General features: G+C 34.3%; 10 protein-coding genes. 1 reads left to right on the top strand and 9 read right to left on the bottom strand.

Translation table 11 applies throughout. The annotated features are described in order from the left end of the window. Positions 1-355 precede the first annotated feature (355 nt). The 9 genes from NTX22_18030 to NTX22_17990 all read right to left on the bottom strand — a co-directional run bounded on the left by NTX22_18030 (position 356) and on the right by NTX22_17990 (position 21175). A complete protein-coding gene (locus tag NTX22_18030) occupies positions 356-2950 on the bottom strand; it encodes a cellulase family glycosylhydrolase (GenBank protein ID MCX6152430.1) in 2595 nt (864 codons plus the stop codon). 54 nt (positions 2951-3004) lie between these two features. Next, positions 3005-5218, bottom strand: a complete 2214-nt coding sequence (locus tag NTX22_18025; GenBank protein MCX6152429.1) for a glycosyl hydrolase 53 family protein — start codon at positions 5216-5218, stop codon at positions 3005-3007. Between the two features lie 5 nt (positions 5219-5223). Beyond that, positions 5224-7290, bottom strand: a complete 2067-nt coding sequence (locus NTX22_18020) for a T9SS type A sorting domain-containing protein (GenBank protein MCX6152428.1) — start codon at positions 7288-7290, stop codon at positions 5224-5226. A 30-nt stretch (positions 7291-7320) separates the two neighbouring features. After that, positions 7321-8358, bottom strand: a complete 1038-nt coding sequence (locus NTX22_18015; protein ID MCX6152427.1) for a PorV/PorQ family protein — start codon at positions 8356-8358, stop codon at positions 7321-7323. Between the two features lie 13 nt (positions 8359-8371). Next, positions 8372-11905, bottom strand: coding sequence for a hypothetical protein (locus NTX22_18010; GenBank protein ID MCX6152426.1), 3534 nt, complete (start codon positions 11903-11905; stop codon positions 8372-8374). Further along, positions 11880-14642 (bottom strand): carboxypeptidase-like regulatory domain-containing protein, encoded by a 2763-nt coding sequence (locus tag NTX22_18005; protein MCX6152425.1) that lies wholly within the window; start codon positions 14640-14642, stop codon positions 11880-11882. Before NTX22_18005 ends, NTX22_18010 begins: the two co-directional genes overlap by 26 nt. A gap of 17 nt (positions 14643-14659) precedes the next feature. Beyond that, positions 14660-16297 carry a peptidylprolyl isomerase gene (locus NTX22_18000; GenBank protein ID MCX6152424.1) on the bottom strand — a complete coding sequence of 546 codons (1638 nt, stop codon included), beginning with the start codon at positions 16295-16297 and terminating at the stop codon, positions 14660-14662. 78 nt (positions 16298-16375) lie between these two features. Beyond that, positions 16376-20059 carry a DUF4981 domain-containing protein gene (locus NTX22_17995; GenBank protein MCX6152423.1) on the bottom strand — a complete coding sequence of 1228 codons (3684 nt, stop codon included), beginning with the start codon at positions 20057-20059 and terminating at the stop codon, positions 16376-16378. Positions 20060-20167: 108 nt separating this feature from the next. Then, entirely contained in the window at positions 20168-21175 is a 1008-nt protein-coding gene (locus tag NTX22_17990) for a LacI family DNA-binding transcriptional regulator (protein ID MCX6152422.1), read from the bottom strand. 411 nt (positions 21176-21586) lie between these two features. On the opposite strand from NTX22_17990, the gene NTX22_17985 reads away from it, so the two are divergent. Beyond that, positions 21587-23845 (top strand): glycoside hydrolase family 3 C-terminal domain-containing protein, encoded by a 2259-nt coding sequence (locus NTX22_17985; GenBank protein MCX6152421.1) that lies wholly within the window; start codon positions 21587-21589, stop codon positions 23843-23845. Positions 23846-23926 lie beyond the last annotated feature (81 nt).

Here is a 23926-nt window from a genome sequence, read left to right as displayed (position 1 = left end):
TTCGGTAGGCAGGTGTGTACGATGTTGTGCAATTAATTATTTACTAAACATCGGTAACATCCCCATGGGGATGTTCGTGCACGATCTCTTGCTTTAATAGTATCACTAAAAAGTGTGCACGATGTGGTGCTATTTGTGAATTATTTGTAAAGTCGCGTAGTGATAAGCATTTCCGTTGTGGATGATTATTCCTACTCAATATTTTGATAGAAATTAAAGAGTTTAATCCTGATACCGTCAGCAATTTACTAGAATGGATTCTCATATCCTTCCTAATACATTGTGACTGTAGAAAAGGAATTATTTGCAATGTAGATCAATTTTCATTCAGAATTATACTTACTAACGAAAATATTTATTTGTTTAAAGTAATTTCTTCTAATTCGAAACCTGCTTTGTATTCGCTTCCCACAATTCTATTTTCAGAATCCTGATATATTATTTGCAAAGTAAGCAAATCGTTTAAATTAAATTTTTGATTTTCATTCATTGAATTTTTCCACATTTTAGGTAAAAACAAAGGGTAAGATTCGGGAAGTACCAAGGATTCTTTTTCAATAAAAGATTTTAAAGGTAGAACTAATTCCTGCCAGTTATTCATAAGTTGAATACTTGATGCAAAACTATTACCATCTTTCATCCTCAAGAGAATAGTTAGATTACATACGGAGTCTTGTAAAGCTTTTCCTTTTATGGTGATAAAATTAAACTTATTCAATTCTTCCATCCTTGGTTTCAAAAAATCTTCCACATTAAGTTGAAGCCCAAATGGTTTTTCCACTAACCCCTTAAAATTAATTTGTACAGATAATGCTATTTTATCTGGAGAAGAACCAAGCGTATAATCAGAGTTATATTTCATAGAAGGATTGTAGTGAGGAAAAATCAAATCTCTTTGATCGCGGAGCGCATCAAAAAGAAATATTGCGTCATCCTTTCTCACACATTTAATATTCCAAAATTTATCTGATTTAAAATCCCAGCTATCCGGCGAACCTTCTATTCCATCCGGGAAGGTATAAGTTTTTTGTCCATCATTCACTGCAATACAATACTGAAGCAATCCTGGTTTAATGATATTAGAATTTATATTTACTTTGTAATCAAATCCTTTGATGAATTTAACTTCATGTTTTTCAAATCCTTTCCAGCCCAATCTTTTAATAAAAAGATTAACACTACAAATTTTTTTTGAACTGCAAATCTTTAGATTCGCTTCAAATGATTTATTCTCGGTTACTTCATTCTTCGAATTATTTATAACATAAATCTTGGGTTCTTTTTCTGGTAGTTGATAAAAGTCGGTAAAGAAATTATTTTCTTTAGTTAGGTGTTTTAAAATTTTGCCAAATGATATACCTTCGCGACTTAATAAATACATACCAGGTTTAACATTAAATGAGTTTTCATTTATTTCAATGTTCAATTTTTCCTTTCTATTAAATGAACTTATCTTGAAGGCTTTACCAAGATCAGGTAAATCAACATTAATTTTCCTTTCATTCCAAAACAAACGAGCTACACTACGGGAAAGACTATTTGCACCGAATGGATCAGTAATCCAAACTACATCCGGATATAGATCAAGTTTCCAAATTCCATCATCAAGTTTATCAATGAAATATGTACCGGTTCCATCATACTTAATTAATGCAGAGCTGCCGCATCCGGCAATATGCTCGAGTAAATTTTTATTTAAAGGAATACTTTGAGTATTGTTCGAATAATAGAATTCTGTTTCGGTATTCATTTCACTAAGATCCTCTTCGTAGCTTACGCGAAAAGGACTAAAGACATTATTGTTCGGATAATCATCGTACTTTTTTTGCCTCGGTAATAATTTGAAAGCTCGGGCAGCTATCATCAGGCTGATTGCTTTTGATGGCGTGTATAATAAGTTCATGTAATGTGTTGGATATTCTGTGTTACTCCATGCTATCTGGACCGGATCATAACTAAACATTGTGGCAAACTGCATTCCGGCTTCACGGAAACTTCTTGCCATAGCAGGATACATATATGAACCGCCAACATCAGCGGCATCAGATTCATAAACCATTTTTGCCCGCTTATTATATCCAATAACACTTTCCGATGGTATAGAATATTTATTAACGTTCATCAAATAATTGCCTTGCAACATTTTGTTGTGGACTAAATCAGTTGGGTACCACTGAAATGAAAAGCCATCAACATTTGCATTACTTACAGCCTGAGCTTGTATGGCACTCCAATTCTGACTGATGTTATAAAATATTGGTTTGGAATATCCAGCATCGCGAATAACTTTTACCATCTCGTTAATATAGTTTGTGGTTTCTATTCCGTCCTGTGGATGAAAGGGTTCATTAATAATTTCTAATGCAATAATAGAAGAATCATTTTTATAATTAATTTTTCTGTAAGGATTAACATGCTCGATAAATTGTTTAAGATAATTTCTTTCGGCTGCTCTTGCATTTTGATTTGTAATTAGCTCTTGCTTGGAATAATTCTGAGAGAATCCTTCCGTTTTTTCATCTGGTTCCGGCCAACCTGTTCCCCACCAGGCTATTGGGGTAATAATTGTCTTAATTCCATTTGAAGCTAATTTTTCTAATAAATAATCAAGCAAATCCAAATGCTCATTCTGTTTCAGGTTTCCATACTCATCTGAAATTTCTCTATCCCACACATGAACACGGAACGCATCAAAACTAAGACGCACCATTTGAGCTACATCCATATCAATAGCTTTTTTAATGGATAAACCAAGCCGCTTATGAGCGCGATAGGAATACGCAAAGGGAGTTGTATAGTTTACACCGAATAAACTTACTTCTTCATTTGAATCCTTCCATCGCATTACTCCGGATTCATCCACAAAAACATCTTTGTTTTTATCTGAATCTTTTTGTGGATAAACAAATGAAGCCATAAGTAAAAATATCAAAATTAGATTTCTAACCATTCTCATTTTTACATTCACTTAAATGTTTTGTATAAAAAATCATTGGATATTTTTTTACCTTATCAAAACCATTTTTCGGACTTGGTTTTTACTTCCAGCCTCAAGCTTTAAAAAATATACTCCTGATGAAACTGTTGTGCCGGCTTCTTCCGTACCATTCCAAATTATTGAATAACTGCCAGCTTCTTTTTCATCCTGAATTAATGTTTTTACAAGATTACCTAAAACATTATAAATCCGCAGTGAAACAAAACTCCTTTCTGAAATTGAAAACTTAATAGTAGTTTCTGGATTGAACGGATTAGGATAGTTTTGAGTAAGTTGAAATTTTTCGGGTACTGATTGTAAAAGATCTTCAACGCCTGTTGGAATTATTTTATCGTTAAAATACTTCCATGCTAAAGTAGTATCCGTACTTGGAAAATTAAATGATCTATCATTTATATTACTTTCCCAACCACCAAATGCAGTGTTATCAATAAAATATTTGTACTTTATTATTGTTCCACTTGTAATTTTATTTTTGGGAAAATAAACAACTCCAGACCAAAAGGAACCGTTAGCAACACTCGATTCTTCTCGTTTTAACATAATTTTATTTGTTGACCAAGAAAGTATATTAGCAGAACTAACTGAATCACCACGGACTGTAATTGGTCCATTAACAGTTGGATCAAATAAACCTTTTTTATTTAACTCAGAAACGTTTACTCTAAAAAGTACTCCTACAGAATCTGTTTTATTTTGGAATAGTGACCAATATTGAAATTGCTGAATGCCATTGTTATTAAAGTATTCAACTGTATTCGTTGTATCATCTAATAACGCTGTAAATAATCTTGCATTAACATTGCTGCTATCCCATGGAAGAATTGGTCCTTCCCATCCCAACCTTAGATAAGTAGGCGTTTTTTTATTTCTACCCGTCCATATTTTGTATTGAAGTTGATCTCCTGGATACATTCGGAACTGGCATTCCCAATAATCGCCACCAACATTTTTACAAATCAATTGGGAATTCTCATCCCAGGTAACCATTTTACCATCTGGTAATAAACTGGAACTGGTTCCTTTCACTTCACCTCTTATCTGGACAAAATCTTTTACAGAAATAGTATCTCCATTTGTAGATGTATTTATTCTTAATCTAACAGAAATGGATTTTAGACTATCAATATTTTGAAATGCTTGAAGCGATTCCAATGCTTCGCCATTAAAATCAAATGTAGTAAGATTCTCCCACGAAGATCCGATTGGTGGAACAGATATATAAGACGGCTCCCAATAAAAAAATCCTATTCCTTTTCCGTTTTTGGTATCCTTAATCAGCTTTGATAAATAGAATAGAAAATCTTTCTGACCTTTAACTGTTGCTGGATAACTTGGAAGTAAAGTTGTATTTGAGCCAACTATATTCCCATGTCCATCATTTTCATATTGAAGTGTCCATGGATATGCAGTTTCTGCAACAACAATTTCTTTTTGATAACGCTGTGCAAGATCATTGAGGTTGTTAGTCAATTTAATCAAAGTGCCATGCCACCAAGGATAATATGAAAGTCCAATAACATCGAAATTAACATTTTGTGCAAGCAGATGATCATAAAAATAAATTGAGCCATTATTATCGCCACCTCTATCAATGTGAATCATAATTTTAACTTGATTTGCACCGGCAGCATCCTTTACTCCGTTAATTCCTTGCTTCAGTAATTCGCCGAACTTTCTCCATTGATCTTCAGGATTAGGCACTCCATAAAGTTTTCCATCGGGCCATAGCATTCCACCTGTAATTTCATTTCCAATCTGAACCATATCTGGCAGAGTGTTCTGATTTTTTAATTGAGTGATTACATTTTTTGTATAAGCATAAACACTGTCTTTTAAAACATCAAAAGAAAGATTTGCCCAGGCTGCCGGTTTGGTTTGCTTTCCAGGATCAGCCCACCAATCTGAGTAATGAAAATCAAGCAGAAATCTAAACCCTTTAGCTTTAACCCGTTTTGCATAATCAAGAGTTTTTGCCAATCCACAATAACCATCAGAGGGAGCATACCAAAGACGTAACCTTACATAATTGGCTCCGCTCTCTTTAAAAATATCAAGTGCGTCTTTGGTTACGCCATTAACTTTATACTTGCCTCCCAAATCTTCAATTTGAGGAGTGAACGATATATCCACTCCTCTTATAAAGGAATCACTATTTACCTGTGCAGTAACATTTATTTGAAAAAGATAAACGATATAAATCAGAAATATTTTTTTCATTTAAATTATCGTATTAATAACATTTTTTTAACTTGAATAAATTTACCGGTTTCCATTTTTAACATATAAATACCGGTTGCTAAATTAGAACCAAGATCATTTTGAGCATTCCAAACTAAACTATGAGTTCCAGTTGATTGTTCTTTGTTTATAAGCGAAGCAACCTTCTGACCCAAAACATTATAAACTTCAATTTTTACACGGGCATATTCCGGAACTGAATAAGTTATAACAGTTGATGGATTAAATGGATTCGGATAATTTTGATATAAAGAATATACTAATAGATGTGCAGAATTTTTATTTTCAACACCAGTTGGAGTATCAAGATCAGGTGGTGTCTCAACTGTTAAATTAGAGGCTTTCCATTCCATTTGTGATAGTTCGAATGATGTGGGCCAAGTAACAGTTCCATCTTGCCCAACAGAAACTGGATGAACATACTGATAATATCTTCTCCCAAGCAAATTACCTCCTCCATTTGTAATAGAAGCACCAGGAGCATTGGAATAAGTTACCCGATAACATAGCTGATAGAAAGTTGGTGAGATTAAATCTATAGTACCGGTATATATTCCATCGCCGTCCGGATCTAAAAGTTCAATCCGGTTATCCGTTCCATACATTGTTTTCCCTTGAGTAATGGAAACCATACAACCATCGAATTGTACGAAAACGCTATCAATTCCTGGTCTGAATAAAGGATTTGTTGCATTTGAATCCGCACTTGTTGCAAGTGCCATATTTAATTTGAATGTAACACTAATTGGATTTTCAATTACACCATTCGGCGGAATGCTGTTGAAGAACTGTTGCTCAGCTCCAAAATCACCTGCAAGCGATTGTTCAGGATTAGTTGTATAAATATATTTTCTATCTGCTCCACCAGTTACACCAGGTTCTTCCCATCCATTAGTTAAAGCAAGACCGGGAATATAATTAGGATTGGTTGGGCTTACGCGTGAAGTATCCCATGCAATATAATATTTATATGAAATCACTTCCTTTGGAAACTTTGAAAATGGTTCCAACAAATTCCATTCTTCAAGATCCGAATTGTAAGTTAACTTTAGTACTGTTGGGTCTGTATCAAAAACAGGTTCTGGGGGAGCCCAACCTTTTGGTCCGGTTACTCCTACTTTATCGCCAAGAGCTTCATTAAATAAACCGGCTTTTTCTAATGCATCAAGCTTTAATCTGAATAAAATATTTGCATCTACTTTTGGACCTGTTGGCGGCATATTATTAAAATAATTCCAATGTATGGTTGTATCACCTGATGCAATTAAATTGCTGGAGAAAATAAATGTTCTATCTGCCAAGTTTTCCCAGGTATTTGTTTGCTGAATAACATACTTATATTTCTGCAAAGCACCGGATGTTACATTTGCTTTAGCAACATATGCAACTCCGGACCAAAACGAACCACCATTTACACTGTTGATTTCGCGTGCAAGTGTTTTGATTGTTATCCAGGTGGGATCTGCCCCTAATGGTAAGCCAGCTCTAACGTCAACTAAACCCGTTACAGGATTGAAATCTGTACCACCCATATTTACTCTGAAATAAACTGCTATTGTATCTTGCTTTGATTTAAATGGTCTCCAATATTGTTTTACTTTACTTTCCCAGCCATTATAAAATTGTAATGCAAGGGTAGTATCATTATTCCCCACAATTAACATTCTGTTATCACCAGATGACACGCCAGCATCAATTGGACCTTCCCAACCTGTCCAATGAAATGTTGGAGTTGAAAGATTAAAATAAGTAACGAATTTAAATCTAATCTCATCTCCTGGTGATGCTTTGAAAGTGGCTTCCCAATAATCACCGCCAATATTTTTAGCAGCTATACCAGTTTTATTATCCCAGGTAATAGTAGGAATAGTATTTTTCTTTACTGATTCACCACAAACCAGTACAATGTGGTTTGATTTAAGTGTATCAAGACAAGTTGATGTATTTACTCTCATCTTTACAGTTACCATTTGAGCAACTGATTGAACTGAGAGCAGCACAGTAAAGAATAAGAAATAAAACAATATTTTTTTACGTATAACTTTTCCCATTTTATCCTCCAATAAATAATTGTATTAATTTTAAAATTTTATAATTAATGTAAACCGATTCGAATCTCTTAAATGAACAAATTTTTGAAATGAATAAGCCGCAGTAACCAGAACACCACCAATTAATTTTATTTCATTTACATCGATACCAAATGTAAAATTGTTTTCATTTTCTTTAAGGAAAAGATCTTTAAAACCACCTCTTATTCTCAATGCATCATTTAATAATCCAATCTCTGTTCCAACATTTACACTTTGAGCATTATCATTTGGATTAATTCCATCGGCAGAAAGTGTAACCCGCATAAAATCACTTTTAACAAGCTCGCCGGAAATACCAAGACGCATTGTGAGTGGCAGGTCAAATTCATCGGTATTCAATTTACCAACAACACTCTGGTTATTTCCTTCCTGATTCGGTGCAATATCAACTCGTACATTTAAATCCTCACCGGTCATCTGCATTTTTGTACCGAAATTTGAAATGCTTGCCCCAAGACGAATTCCGGCAAAAGGAGTTTCATATATCGTCCCAACATCGAATGCAATTCCGGTGGCGGAGGAGTTATAAATGGTTTCTCTTATATATTTAAACGTCCCGCCTATTGAAAACTTGTCAGTCAAGTAGCGGCTATAAGAAAATCCCAGAGCAAAACTTGAGGCAGTAAAAGTTTCACCAGTTCCCATTGGTGCATCGGGAGTAGTTACATCCATTTCATCTGTTCGTAATATTGTAGCGCTAATACCAACCGTACTAAAATTTTCAAATGGTAGCACAATACCAACAAAATCAAAATTGATTCCTGGCAGCCAGGGTGAATGATCAAAAATTAATGCATTCGAGTTTACAGATGAAATAACTGCCGGATTCCAATAAAGAGCAGACGGATCATCAATCATTGATACAAATGAACTGCCCATACCTGCTGCACGGGCTCCAACCGGTATTCTAAGAAATGTTGCCGATGCCGTTCCAACTTTATTAATTCCCCCCGCAAAGAAAGGCTGAGGATAAACAATTGCTAACAGAACAATTGTAATTACAGTTTTTGTGTTAATTATTTTCATAGCTGTTCAATTTTTATTTGATTATTGCAAACGTACCGGTTTTTTGTCCTATTCCTGGTGCATCTACGTGATAAACATAAATTCCATATGCAATTTCGAATTTTTCATCGCTTAGCACATCCCATATTTCAGTTCCATTTTCAAAAGCATTTTCGTGTTCTATCTTTTTTATAAGAGCGCCGCTAACATTAAAAATTCGGATTGTACATTTAGCTGGTAAATTGATAAAATGAATTTCCCGTGAACCACGTCCGCTTGTAAAAGTATTTCTTGGTTCCCAGGTTTCGGCAGCTATGTACGGATTAGGAACAACCCTTATATTATCTAAATCTTTTTTTGCCTTCTCTAATAAAATGGAAGAACTTTTCATTTTGATATTATAAGTATCATAAGAAAGGAATGGTTTGTTGAGAACAATGTTTACAGTATCGCCAGCCTGAGGATTTCTTTTCCCTTTTAAATTCAGTACAAATTGCCATGTAAATCGTTTCTTTCCTGTTTGATCATTTTCAAGGAAATATATTGCATCAACTTTTCCGGTTGAATCTATGCTTAGTTTTCCATTATCGCCGTCTCGTTCGCTAAAAACAAATTCAACATTTTTATTTTGTGTTGAGTTGATTACTTTGAAATTAACATCTTTAGCCGGAAACTTTTTGCTAAATAAAGTAGTATCCTTTGATTTTCCAATTCCAACATCACCAAATATTATTTTATAGTCACTTGGATTTTGAGAACCCTTGATTGTTAGATATGTAAAAGGATCAAAGTTGAATGAATAAATATCACGATTGTTCCATCTGGTTCTAAAATTATTAAAGGATATTTCCTGAATATTATCCAGAATTAGTCGGAAACCATCTGTTAAAGGAATTTCATCACCGGGAATTATTCGCGAATCATCTTTTAACAAAACTAAATGCGTTGTTGTATCTTCAAGAGTAAAAGATTTGGTTTTAAATACGTCCTTACTTTCAATTTTATAAACAGTATCTTTAAAAGAAATTTTGTAAACGTGACCATTCTTAATATGATTTGGATCTACAACATCAATATTTACTGTACCGCTTGCACCTCCGGTTGTATGGTTTAATGATTCAACTTCAGCGGGAATAATGCCGGCAGCGCCTTCGGTTGGTCTTACCATCGCAACATTTTTTCCATATGTAATAGTACCATCCGTAGACACATTAACCTGAATTGGAGTTTCTGCAGGAGCAAACCGGGCAGCTTCATAACCAAAATCGTAAGCTGTAATTGCGTAGAAATATCTTTGTCCGTTGGTAACATCGTTATCTACAAATTCATGTTTTAGACCATTATCATTTCCTAAATAATATTTCACTCCTTTAATATCAATCGGATGTAAACCTTTCACACCATCCTGCAAATCAAACTGTGCAATTGGCTGCATAAGTGTTTTTACTCCAAATGCATCTGTAATAATTTTTGAATCCAGAAATGCAGCGTCTGTTGCTCTGTAGATTCTATAACCTTCAAAGTCACTACCATTACCACCAATTTTATCTATATATCTATCGAACGAACTTTCAGCAGCATTATCCCAATAAAGTGTAACTTTGCCATCACCAGGAACAGCAGTTAGGGTAACTTGCAGCGGGGCTTGAGCAAATTGATAATCGGCATTGTAGGCTTTTGCTGCTTCTTTTTGTTTATCAATTACATTTTGTATATCTGCATCTTTTGAAATATTACCGCCGGCAATGGCAACTGAAATTGCCATTCTTTGTCTCTGACCCGGCAGCAAAGGAAAATATCCTGATGATACATATGTTTGATATTCCCCGATTCTTCTTACGAGATTTATTTTGCCAGGAATCATTAATAGATCCCACAGCCCTTTATCCGGTGAAGTATTAAAACTTAATATGCCATCTTGAATTTGGAATGCAGCAGTAATTCCAATTGCATCAGTTTCACCAACATCAGTTTTATCAATGCTCGGTTCTCCGGGGAATTCCGTACCTGCACCGCTTGTTGGTTTTCCATCTCCTTCTCCTTCATCCCCGGTACCTCTAACACCGTCTAATCCGTTATCATCAAGGAATACATCCCAATCATTATCATTATCAAATCCATCGTCGCGCGATTCATCAATCATTGGTGCAACATTTTGATAATTCCATTCAGCATTTGTTCGGCTTACAACAAAGCCGCGCTTGATTGTATCACCAACAGCAAAAGATAAATAATTAATATATCTCACTGGATTTGTTGTTTGTGTAATTTCATTAATATGGAAAAGGTGAAGCGATTCTTTTTCATCAATTAATCCATTTAAATCTTCATCTAAACCATTTGCAAGAGTATCTTCTTTAAGAGTAATTCCATTTACAGGAAGCACATATTCTTTACCAAGACTTTTAACAGTACCGCCACCAATTGGATAAGTTGTAATAATTCTATTAAATGTTTCAGGTTCAATTAGCACAATTTTATCACCCGGTCTAATTGTTCTTTCTAAAAAATCATTGGTTGTAAAGTGCGGAACAACAGTATCAGGATTGCCGGAAATGCCTGCAATTAGTTCTGGATGGTCATCTGAATCTCCATCATCATCAATTCCATTTACCTGATTACCGGGAGTTTCCAGATATTTTAGTGACGCAACACCAACCGGAGATGTTCCAAAAGCTTCAGAACCAATTCTGTTGGCATCAGTTAGGAATGTAGTTGCAGTCTGCAAATCAACATAGGGATAATCATCCGGATCATCACCACCAACCCAATCGGCAACAAACATAGAGAATGATGTTTTGTCTATTGTTTTTGTTCCATCATTTTTAATATCGTGAATTGAAAAAATGATATCATTAATTAAAATGTGTGACCAAGCCAGAGTACGCACATCCATAATAAGACCAAGACCTCCACGCGATCTATCCGTTGTATCAGGAGTGTAAGGAATTCGTTTGTAAAGATCATCTGAAGTAACATAATAGAATTCCTGATCGGCATTAAAAATGTTTTTTCCAAAAAAACCATTCCACGAACCAACCCATCCTGGATCTATCGGATCAGTACGCTTATCGCGCCAGCCTTTCTGAACTGCTGTAGGCCATGAGCTAAGTTTATCACTCCGGGCAATTTCAGTTTGCTGCGGATCTATAAAACCTGAGACTGGTTCCATATTCCAGGAATTACCGGTTGTTGGATCAGTCCGTGATTGTGGGACTTCAACAAGATGATTTATTTGCCCGCTGTTATCAAGAACTTCACCACCAATTAGAATATCAATGAGGGCAATATAAATTCGATTTGTATTTTTTGGCCATTCCCACTCAATATAATCAGGACGATTTGATGGATCACCTGAGTAACCTGAATTGAAAATTGTTGCCCTTATATTGTTACCATCAACATTAGAATTACGTCTATAATTAACATCGCTTCTGAAATCTGAAGGTTTATGAGAAATTACCTGGCTGCTGACCGGTATTGATAATGCAATTCCAAGCAGCACAGACAAAAATATTTTTGATCTTACCATTTCACTTCCTCTATAAAGAGATTTTTGTGCCGACATAAATGTTCCTTGGTTCACTATAATAATTTGGATAAGCAAACCAACTATTATCATACTCAATAACTGTCTTTTCCTGCAAAGTGTAATCCGGTTTACCTGTATCACCAAAAACAGTAAGCGGGTTTTTCATATCAAGTAGATTGAAAACTTTTACAAAGAATTGCATGCTGAAATTTGAGAAGTCAAAATTCTTGTGTAACTCCAAATCCAAATTTGCAATAAGAGGTTTACGCCGGCTGTTTTGTGCAAGCCCTGTTAAAATATTTCTGCCGGCATAAGCACCTTGAATTAAAGTTGGTGTATATGGCTGACCGGTGCTTAAAGTAGAAATTAAACTTATTCCCCAATCAGAAGTACCGACGTAAATATTTGCGTTCAGCGTATGAGTCTGATCCCAATTGAGCGGGGTTAAAACGCGGGTTGGTTCTGAACCATTCTGTTGCGCATAAAACTCTTGATCCGGTGATGAGTTTGTTCCTTCAGCAACCTGAAAAGTGTAATCGATCCCAAAAGAAAAATAATCCTTAAATCTTTTATTGATGGCGAGTGTAATTCCTTTAACATTTGCAAAATCACGATTTATTCTTTCTGAATAAGAAATTCCAGCCAGGTATGTAGGTATCGGTTGACTTGAAGAAATCCAATCTCGGATATCGCGATAAAAAACCGTAGCATCGATTGAAACATTCTCGAATATTTGTTGTTGTAATCCAAGCTCATAAATTGTTGTACGTTGTGGTTTAAGATCATTATTACCGAATGGACCTTGTATTCCCTGGGCTGAAGTTAATTTAAATTGATCACCTAAATACAACTGGCTGTATTCCGGTATTTGCTGGAATATACCGTAAGAAAATCTAATTATTCCCTTATCCGTTATTGGATATGCAATACCAAAGCGCGGACTTAATTGTGTTTTTACTGATGCCTTTTTGTACCAGAACGCCTCACGTTCAGCAACGGTTAATTTGTTTACATCAGTCTGTTCATCTAAACCAATCTTGCCATCACCATTAAGATCTTTGTAAATATGTTCCTGTTTAAAAGGATTGTAAATGTTCGGATCTTCAGGATCAGCTGGTACTTGTCCATTGGGATTAAACAAATCAAAACGTAAACCTACATTAATAATCAAACTTTCAAATTCAATTTTATCCTGAATGTATGCACTGAATTTAAATGGTGAACGTTCAAATCTATCATGTTGCGGTGACTCGATACCTTGAATGAATGGAACAAACGGAACCAGCTGCTGCCCATTTGTATTTACAGCCGGTATTAAATTAATATTTTCATAAAAAACTTTATCTGTTTGAATTTCCAGACCAAGTTTGGTAAGATTTATTCTATCTATCTGACTGGTAAAATCCCACTTTGCAATAATGCTTTTTGTATTACGCTGAAAACGGTTAAGATTTGTTCCGGCTCTTAAAAAATGATAGCCTGATATATTTAGCGAATCCGGATGAACATAACGTGAATCGTAAGGATTATCATAAAGCTGAGAATTAAAATCATTATACTTGTAGGCAAAAGTAAATTCCTGAAAAGTATTTTGGAGTATCGTGTGTGTTAATCCTGTAAAAAAACTATAGCCTTTGCTTTTACCTCCCATTGTACCGTTTGGATTTAGCCTATATAAATGATCATAATTACGATTGGATTCCATACTGCCGAAGGCATCTATTTTTAATCTGAGATCTTTGAACATACGCCAGTCAATCGTGCCTTGTCCGCTCCATCTATTACTTGAGTTCATAGATATATATGAATTATCACCGGGATTAGATTCAAACTGTCCGTCAATTAATTTATATCTTCCTTGTGGATTATAAACATTACGTCCATAAATATATCCGCTATTATAATACTTTCTAATTGTTGCAAAAAAAGTAAGTTGATCTTTTATAACTGGACCGCCAAACGAAGTCAGAAAATTATAATTGGCAAACGGACTAACTTTATCTATATTCCAAAAAATATCTTTATGTGTGCTCAAGTAATCGCCTGACCACAACTCAACATTACTTTGGAATTTACTTCCGCCAGTTTTGGTTACAATATTTACCACACCACTTAAAGCATTTCCATACTCCGCATTAAAAGTTCCGCTTATAACTTGCAATTCCTGAACTGATTCAGTCTCAATCGTCAATGCCTGCGAACGAGAGTAATCATCAGTTATGCTTACACCATTTATCAAATAAGAAATTTCACTCGATCTCCCTCCGCGGATATGGATTCCACCTCCGGCATCTTTGTTTACACCTGCCTGCAAAGTAATTAGCTGATCTAAATTTTGAAGTGGCAGTTGTCGTATTTCATCAGAAGTAACCCGGGATTCAGTTGAAGTCAAATCTTTTTTTACCATCGGTACCTGGGCAATTATAATAACATCTTGTCCAAGAGTAATTGCAGTTGAAGATAAAATGATATTAAGCTTTGTAGTTAGATCAACAAGAACTTGTACTTTCTGTATTGTAGTTTTTGTATAACCGATAGCTGTAGCAACAATGTTGTAACTGCCTGATGGAACCTTTACAATTATATAATCACCATTTATATCAGCAACCGAGCCATAAGAAGTTCCATCAACAATTATAGTTGCACCAACAACAGGTTCTCCTGTGGAAGCATCGGTTACTTTCCCCGTTACTTTTCCGGAGCTTTGGGCAATTGTAAATCCGGTTAGTAATAAAAATAGAATAATTGTAATGAGTTTGTTTTCTTTTTCCATTTCTTATCTATTTCAGTTTAAATTTTAATTTGATTCAACTTTTCTGAAAATAACCGGTATTGCATTTTCTTCTTCAGCAATTCAACTAAACTTGTTTTCTTTGAATTCAACTCTATGTATGAAAGATGCTTTGCAATATCTCCGGTAGCTTCTTTCAACGATCTATAAGTAGAGTTTTTTTTGTCTGTACACTTTAAGAAAACATATTTTCCATCATCAGCAAAAGGACCTACCCAATTACCAATGGATAATGAGAAAACCTTATCACCAAGACTTCCTAATTCTTCTTTCCGGAAAAATCCAATATCCCCATCAACAACTGCAGTTTGCTTCTGAATTGAATATTTTTTTGCAAGTGTTTCAAACGGTTCCCCTTTTTCCAACAATAGTTTAATAGAATCAGCTAAAGTGGATTTATCAAGAAGAATGGAATTTAACCGGATTTCCGGCTTTGTTTTAAATAGATTTTTATTCGTTTCGTAAAATGATTTAATTGAATCTGGAGAAATTTTAATTTGCATTTTTATTTCTTCTTCTATCTTAGCGAGAAGATAAGTATCGAAATTGTATTCCACATTTGTTCTGAATTTTTCAGTACGATCTAACTTTTCAGTTTTTGCATTTCTCACAATATATCCACGTATAATTAAACCAGAAATAAAATCTTCCAGATTTTCTTCTGATCTGATCCAGCCTCTCTGTACCTCTTTTGTTTTTTTTAGTTCATCAATAACTTTCCGCAAATTCCACTTACCTTCTTTTGAGTTAACAATTGGAGTGTTCAAATCCTTTTGAGAGATAAAAGAAATCCCTTTCTCAATCTGATCAATAAAAGATTTTTGTCGCGTCATCTCGAAAAATCTTGGCATGAATGCTTTATTAAAATGAATGTTAAGATCAAGATGAAGTTTGTGTGTTAAATTTTTTACTGATTCTTCATATTTCCTCTTTCGGACAAGCGCTTTTATTTTATCGTGAGCTTTAAGGAATTCGTTTTCTGTAGTAAAAGGATTTTGTTTGATGTCTTCAACACGAATAATGCTATAACCTTCAACTGTCTTTACCGGTTTTGAAATCTCTCCAATTTTTAAAGAGTACGCCACCTTCTCAAAATCAGGATCCATTTCATCAACTGAAATATATCCAAGCGATCCGCCGCTTTCTTTTAAATATGGATCGGCAAAAGTTTCCTTTGCAAGGTCAGCAAAAGTTTCACCTTTTAATAATCTGTTATAAAGCAAGTCTGCTTTGTCTTTGGTGGGAGCGTAGAGGTGACTTACTTTTATTTTCGTATTGAACTTTAAATAAAGATCTTTTAAATCATTTTCTGTAATTACAAGATTTGGTGAGATATGTTTTTCTGAGTAGGCATTTAGCAGCTCCTGCACTTCTAATCTTTTATGTTCAGAAACTCCTTCTTCTGTCTTGTTGTAACCTTTGTTCTTTGCTTCACTAATTAGTAATTCATCCTCAGTAAGATTTATCAAATAATTTTTTCTTGTTTCACCATTATCTGTTAAACCAAGTTTTACCAGCTTTTCTTTATACTTGCTTTTAAATTCATCCGAAGTAATTACTTTCTTACCAATAAGCGCAAGAGTATCGTTCCTTGAAATATTATCATTTGATAAAAGGATATTTTCACTACCGATCATCAGAATAATCGATAACCAAAAAACTTTATTAGAACAAAGAATAAATATTTTGTAGACTTGCTTCATCCTCGCCAAAAATTAATTTGAGTTTTTTAATGGAACAATTAAAATTGTGTTAGAATAAACCTGCGGATATACACGATACTTTGGCATAACAGGATTTGGAGTATCCCCAACTCCCGTAACTCCATAACCAATACTTACTCTGGAAAAATCATCTTTAAATAATTGATAATTATAACGTGCCCTATCCAGATTATAATATGGAACAGCAGAAAAATTAATTTCTTTATCTGCCAGGCACTTTAATCCGTCCCCTTGTTTATTTTTTAGTTCAAACCATTTAACCTTAGAATAATTCCCGTATTCCTGCGGTTCAATGTAAGGAACCTGGACAGAATCAATTTGAACTTCGTGGATAGAAATCCTGGCTCCGGTATTTCTGTCAGCATAATTCTCATAAGGACCACTGCCAGACCATTTAACATACTGATATTCATTTGGTACTTTAAGTGCAAGACCAAGACATGGCAGCCAACTAACATTGAAAGTTCCTAAAGGAGTCATTTGATGATTTATTTTTACCGACCCATCATTATTAAATGTGTATTCAAATTCATTTAGAATTAAATCGCTGCTTCTGGAAAAATTTGTATATGATTTATAACTGAGAATTGCAGAAAGAGAATCAGATGGAAATTTTATTTTGAATTGTTCTGCGGAATTTGTGGATTCGTTCATTCCCATTCTGTACCAATCCTCAGCTTCTGCTTTTCCCCAATCAACTTTTTCATTTGATATTGGTGCACGCCAAACGTTTGGAATCATTGAGGAGATCAACAGCTTATTGTTTTCAAATAAATTTACTAAGCCAGTAATTTTATTAATCTGATAATTTATTTCACCGCATTGGAAAGAATAATCGGATTCATTTTCTTTAAATTTTATTTTTGAGCTGTTCTTTATCTTAGTCTTTGCTTCAAGCACAACTTTTTTTTCATTTAAGACAAATTGCTGGAAGTTAACTTCAAACCCTTTGCTTCGGAATGGTTCATCTTTTTTAAGTTTGCAGCTAAACTCAACTACATATTCGTAATTATTATCAAAGGATTGCGGAATTGGTATTTGAAATTCTTTTTGAGATTGAGCATTTACATCGAGATTCAATTTACCAGATTGTTCAAGCTTACAATCTTTAAATAAGCTCCAGTCTATTTCAAACTCATTTAAATTGGTAAAGGAATACTTGTTTACAACCTGGAAAATTCCATTCAACGGATCAACTGAGTAGAAACGTACCGGCGACATACTATGTTTTGCCTGCCAGAGTTCGGGCTGTGGTTTCCTATCAGCCGTTACCATACCGTTTATACAAAACGGGCTTATTCCATATGTGTAATAATTATTTCCATCAAAAATTTCATCAAACTTTAACCAGAGAATTGGCAGTATGTTTTCGCCATCGTTTGCCAATTGATTATAGATTCTAACGTCGTCGAAAATATAATTTGATATCCAGCCAAGATGCTGATCGGTATCCTTGTACGAATCTCTTCCAATATTAACTGGATAGTGTGAAGAATTAATATTGCCATTAAATTTCTTAGAGTCGAAATTCTTTCCATCAATTAACAAGGTCATGCTCTCGCCATCATAAGTAGCTTTTACTTTGTGCCAGGAAGAATACCAGTCTTGTGGTAGTTTAATATTGAGAGTGTTTTGATAAGAGTTAATATAAAAACAAAGAGTATCTTTTGATGTCTGAGTAATTCCATATTGAAAAGCTTTTGTAACAATTGGATTTTCTATATAGAATTTTTGGGGAAAGATAGTCGCTTCAATTACCAGATTATTACCTTTTAAGTCAAGTTTTGAATCATCATAAACTTCAACCCAATCATCCAGTCCGCTTAGTTTGAAAGCATTATCATCTAATCCTTTTACCTTTTCAGGACTTCCCATAACGCCGCATAAAATATTATTAGCGGAATAATCTTTTACGAAGCGAGCTTTCACATTTAATCCCTGATCAACCCAATCCCAAACAAATCCTCCCTGAAGTTTTGGAATTTGATAGATTGTTTCCCAGAACTCATCGAAGTGACCAAGGCTGTTACCCATTGCATGTGCATACTCTCCCATAACCACAGGCTTAGTTGAAGCTAATCCAATTTGTCTTAATCCAGAAGGTGTTGGATAACGTGGACCAATAATATCAACATATGGAGCTTCACCATCAGGTTGATTTGATTGATGCATTAAAAATCTTGTTGGATCAAATTTTTTTATGTAATCAGCCATCATATAATGTGGTTTTGCTAATCCGCATTCATTACCAGTGCTCCACATTATCACACTCGGATGGTTCTTATCGCGTTGAACCATTCTTTCAAACCGATCCATAAAAGAACCAAGATAATCTTCTCTTTGCGGAAAAGTATTTTCTGTATAGTGGCATTCTGCATTAACTTCATCCTGCAGAAAAATTCCGTATTCATCGCACAGATCGTACCACAAAGGATCATTTGGATAGTGACTTGTTCTTACAGCGTTAAAATTAAACTGCTTCAATAATTTTATATCTTCAAGCATCAATTCTTTAGTTAAGGTTTTCCCATTGTTCGGATTGTGTTCATGACGGTTTGTTCCTCTAATGTAAACAGGTATACCGTTTAACATGGCAATTCCATTTTTCAGCTCCAATTCTCTAAATCCAACACGTTGGCTTATGATTTCAATTACTTCTTCTTTCTCATTAAGCAACTCAATTACAAGATTGTATAGATAAGGTTTTTCATCGGACCATTTTTGCGGGGCAAGGATTTTTTTAGTACTGGTTTTCGAAAACTCTTTTTTTATGTTATATGATGAAGTACTCTCGGAGAAAATTAAACTATTTACCTTATCATAGAGTGAATACCTGATTTGAACTGTAGAATTTTTCTTGGAAAAATTTTTTAAATACATATCAAGGATTAGATTTGCATCCTTGTAGTCATTATCAAAATCAGTTTTTATAAAGAGATTCCGGATTGATACAGATGGTTTTGAATAAATATAAGCATCACGATAAATTCCGGAATATCTAAACATATCCTGATCTTCCAGATAAGAACCATCGCACCAGCGAAGAACCATTACTGCAAGTGTGTTTTCACCTTTCTCAACTTTATCTGTAATATCAAATTCTGCCGGCGTCATTCCATCTTCATGGTATCCAACATATTTTCCATTAAGCCATACAAAAGCTGCTGATTGAATGCCATCAAAATGAAGAAAAATTTCTCTGCCATTCCAATCTTCAGGAACACTAATGATTTTTCTATAAAGACCGGTTGGATTAATACCATCCGGAATATTAGGAGGATCATACGGATAAAATTCCATCGGAACATTTCTGTAAATTAAATGATCATAACCCTGCATCTGCCAAACAGATGGAACTGTTATATTATCCCATACACTATCATTAAAATTTTTTGAATAAAAATCTTTTGGAACTAATAATGGATTAATTTGCCATTTAAATTTCCAGGATCCGTTAAGTGATGAATAAAAAGTGGATTCTTCTACCTTACGTGATAATGCCAAATCAATATTTGGATATGGGATTAGTATTGTTGTTGGTTTTTCCTTGTTCTCCCCAAACATTAAAGGATTTTCAATATATTTTTTCAAGTCAAAATCAACCTGAGCCAGATTAATATTACATAAAAGTATTAGCAATAAAAAAGTAATTTGTTGCATATTATATTTTCTCATTACTCTTCATTCATTTACCTTGAACCTATTAATTTATTATGCCTAAACAGAATTCCACTTTTTGATTACACAATCTCTGTACGTATCAAGAATTTGGAAAAAGTATTTTTATGTTGACCCTCGAACAATTAGCCGTGTGTTTAGTACTAATGTCTTTGGTTCAGTGGATTTATTTTTTTTTTCAATTATCCCAATTAAAATTTCTGCGGCTTTCATTCCCATCTCGAACGAAGGCTGATCAACAGTTGTAAGAGGTGGGTCAACAAGATTTGTAATTTTATTATTAGAGAATCCAATAATAGCAACATCCTCTGGAATTCTTAATCCAGCCTCTTTGATTCTTTGAAAAGCACCAATTGCAACAGGATCGTTAACAGCAAAAATTGCATCGTAGGGCAATTTCTCTTTTATCAAAAATTCCATCGAATTATAACCATCTTGTTCATGTAACCCACCATTTAGTACTAGTTCATCAACCACTTCAATTCCGGCTTTTTCTAATGCTTCGGTGTATCCTTTCATTCTTTTTTTACAAATATCCAAAGCCATAGGCCCAGCCAAATGAACAATTTTTTTATATCCTTTACTAATAAGATAGTTCACAGCATCAAAAGCACTTTTAGAATCATCAATAATTACTTTGTACGCAGAAACATCTTCGCAAACACGATCAAAAAAAACCAGAGGAATTTTTCGTTCAATAATATCTTTAAAATGATCGCCATTTTTTGTGTTTTGCGAAATTGAAACTATTATCCCGGCAACTCTATGATGAATTAGTACATTTGTATTTACGATCTCTCTTTCAAAACTTTCATTTGATTGACAGACTATAATGGTGTAACCGGATTGGTAAGCAACTTCCTCTATTCCACTAATAGCTGATGAAAAAAAATCATGTTTAATCTCTGGAACAATTACTCCAATTGTTGTAGTTCTATTGTTCTTTAAACTTTGGGCAATTGGATTTGGAGTAAAATTTAATTCCTTTGCAATTTTCTTTACTTGGTTTTTTGTGTCGAGACAAATATCCGGATGATCGCGCAAGGCGCGTGATACAGTGGAAGGAGAAATACCAAGTATTTTTGCAATATCTGTAATTGTACTATGTTTCATTTTTCCGCAATCGTTACCGCAATCGTTTGCAAAATATATTATTTCGGTATTTTTGTCAAGCAAAATTTATTAAAAATATTTTTGCCATTAGGAAAACCAGAAAGGAAATGTCAAATTAATTGAAAAAAGGCTTCTTTTATCAACCTGATTTCTTTTGATTAGGTTTATTTTGATTAACTTTTAACCAAACACAATAACATTTGGAAACCATTCATAAGCACCGAAAGTTTTTATTGTTTAAGAAGATGATTAGTTTGATAATCCTATAAAAATATTTTATTATTGTTACACAAATTGGTGGAATAGCAGATGCCAATATAAAAGTTCTAGTTTTATAACTTAGCATTATGGTAAATGAATGTGTTCGGTCTTTTAACGAAATTAGTAACAAGTATACAAAATTTAAAAAATATGAAACTAAAAAGGATATCTCCTGTTGCTCTAATTTTTCTTATAACAATTTTTGTAACAGAAAATAATGGGCAGAATAAAAGTGATTGGAAAATAAATATTACTCAAAAAATTGATTCTGTTTTGCATTTGATGACCCTCGATGAAAAGATTGGACAGCTTAACCAATACAACGACGATTGGACATCTACAGGACCTCAAACATTTGATAATGATAAAAAGGATCAGGTTAAGAATGGCAAACTTGGATCGATACTTAATTGTATGGGTGTAGAGCGAACTAAAAACTGGCAGCAAATTGCAATGCAATCGCGGTTAAAAATACCTTTGCTTTTTGGGCAGGATGTAATTCATGGTTACAAAACTACTTTCCCAATTCCCCTGGCAGAAGCCTGCAGTTGGGATTTAGAGGCAATTGAATTATCGGGAAGGATTTCCGCAAAAGAAGCAAGTGCCGGCGGTATCCATTGGACATTTGCACCGATGGTTGACATCTGCCGTGATCCACGTTGGGGAAGGGTAATGGAAGGAGCTGGTGAAGATCCATACCTTGCATCAAAAATAGCTTATGCCAGGGTAAAAGGTTTTCAGGGTGATAAACCCGGTGAAATAAATTCATTAATGGCATGTGCAAAACATTTTGCTGCATATGGTGCTGCAATCGGAGGCAGAGATTATAATTCGGTTGATATGAGCGACAGGCTGCTCTGGGAAGTGTATCTGCCGCCATTTAAAGCCGCTGTTGACGCTAAGGTTGGAACATTTATGACTTCCTTCAACGATATTAATGGTGTGCCCTCAACAGGAAATAAATATTTATTGCAGGACATCCTGAAAGGAAAATGGGGCTTTGAAGGTTTTGTTGTAAGCGATTGGGGTGCAGTTGGTGAGATGATAAAACATGGTAATGTAAAAAACGAATATGAAGCTTCACTTTTAGCAATTACAGCCGGATGCGATATGGATATGGAAAGCCGTAATTATATAAACAACCTGGCACAATTAGTAAAAGATGATAAAGTACAAATAGCATTAATCGATGATGCTGTAAAAAGAATTCTAAGAAAAAAATTTGAGCTTGGATTGTTCGATGATCCTTTCAAATTTTGTAATCCTGAAAGAGAACAGAAAGAATTAAATAATCCGGATCACCAAAATATTGCAAGAGAAATGGCAAGAAGAAGTATTGTGTTGCTAAAAAATCAGAATCAACTTTTACCATTATCTAAAAACATAAAAACAATTGCATTTATTGGTCCATTGGTAAAAGCAGTTAACCAAAACAAAGGATCCTGGGATGTTGAAGTACCTGGAGTTGACTCAAATTATATTGTATCTCAATGGGAAGGACTTAGGAATAAAACTGGCAGTACAACAAAACTTTTATACGCTAAAGGTTGTGATATTGAAGGAGAAAATAAAGATGGATTTGCCGAAGCAATAAATATTTCAAAGCAAGCTGATGTAGTTATTCTGAGCATTGGTGAGCGGCGAGATATGACCGGCGAAGCTAAAAGCCGCAGCAATATTAATATCCCGAGTGTTCAGGAAGATTTATTAAAAGTGTTGCTGGAAACAAGAAAACCAATTGTTGTTTTAATCAATGCCGGACGCCCCCTTGTATTTAATTTTACTGCTGATAATGCACCTGCCATATTATATACTTGGTGGTTAGGGAGCGAGGCTGGTAACGCAATAGCTGATGTATTGTTTGGCGATTACAATCCATCGGCAAAACTTCCTATTACATTCCCCTTAAGTGTTGGACAAATACCAATCTACTATAATCATTTTAATACAGGTCGTCCTGCCGCAAACGATGAGGACCGTTTTTACAGAAGCGCTTATATTGATTTATCTATCTATCCAAAGTTTGAATTTGGATTTGGATTAAGTTATACAAGTTTTAAATACAGCAACTTGCAGTTGAGTAAAAATAAAATGAATCCAAATGATAAGGTTGAAGTTTCCGTAACAATTACAAATACAGGTAAATTTAATGGTGAAGAAATTGTACAACTATATCTGCATGACATTGTTGGTTCTATTGCAAGACCGGTTGAGGAATTAAAAGATTTTGAAAAAATAAAATTAAACATAGGAGAATCAAAGACAATTAAATTTATTATTGATAAAGAAAAGCTTTCATTCTATAATCAAAAACTGGAATGGGTAGCCGAGCCTGGCGAATTTGAAGTAATGATTGGTGCCTCATCAAAGGATATACGATTGAAAGGAATAATTGAACTGGTTGAATAAGAGATTACAAATTATATTTTTGTAAAACTTAATAAGAATTTAGAATATGATTACTCGGTAGTATGATTCCCAGAATCGTAC

It is taken from the genome of Ignavibacteriales bacterium, from assembly GCA_026390815.1.
Lineage (GTDB): Bacteria > Bacteroidota > Ignavibacteria > Ignavibacteriales > SURF-24 > JAPLFH01.
This window is presented reverse-complemented; position numbering and strand designations above follow the sequence as displayed.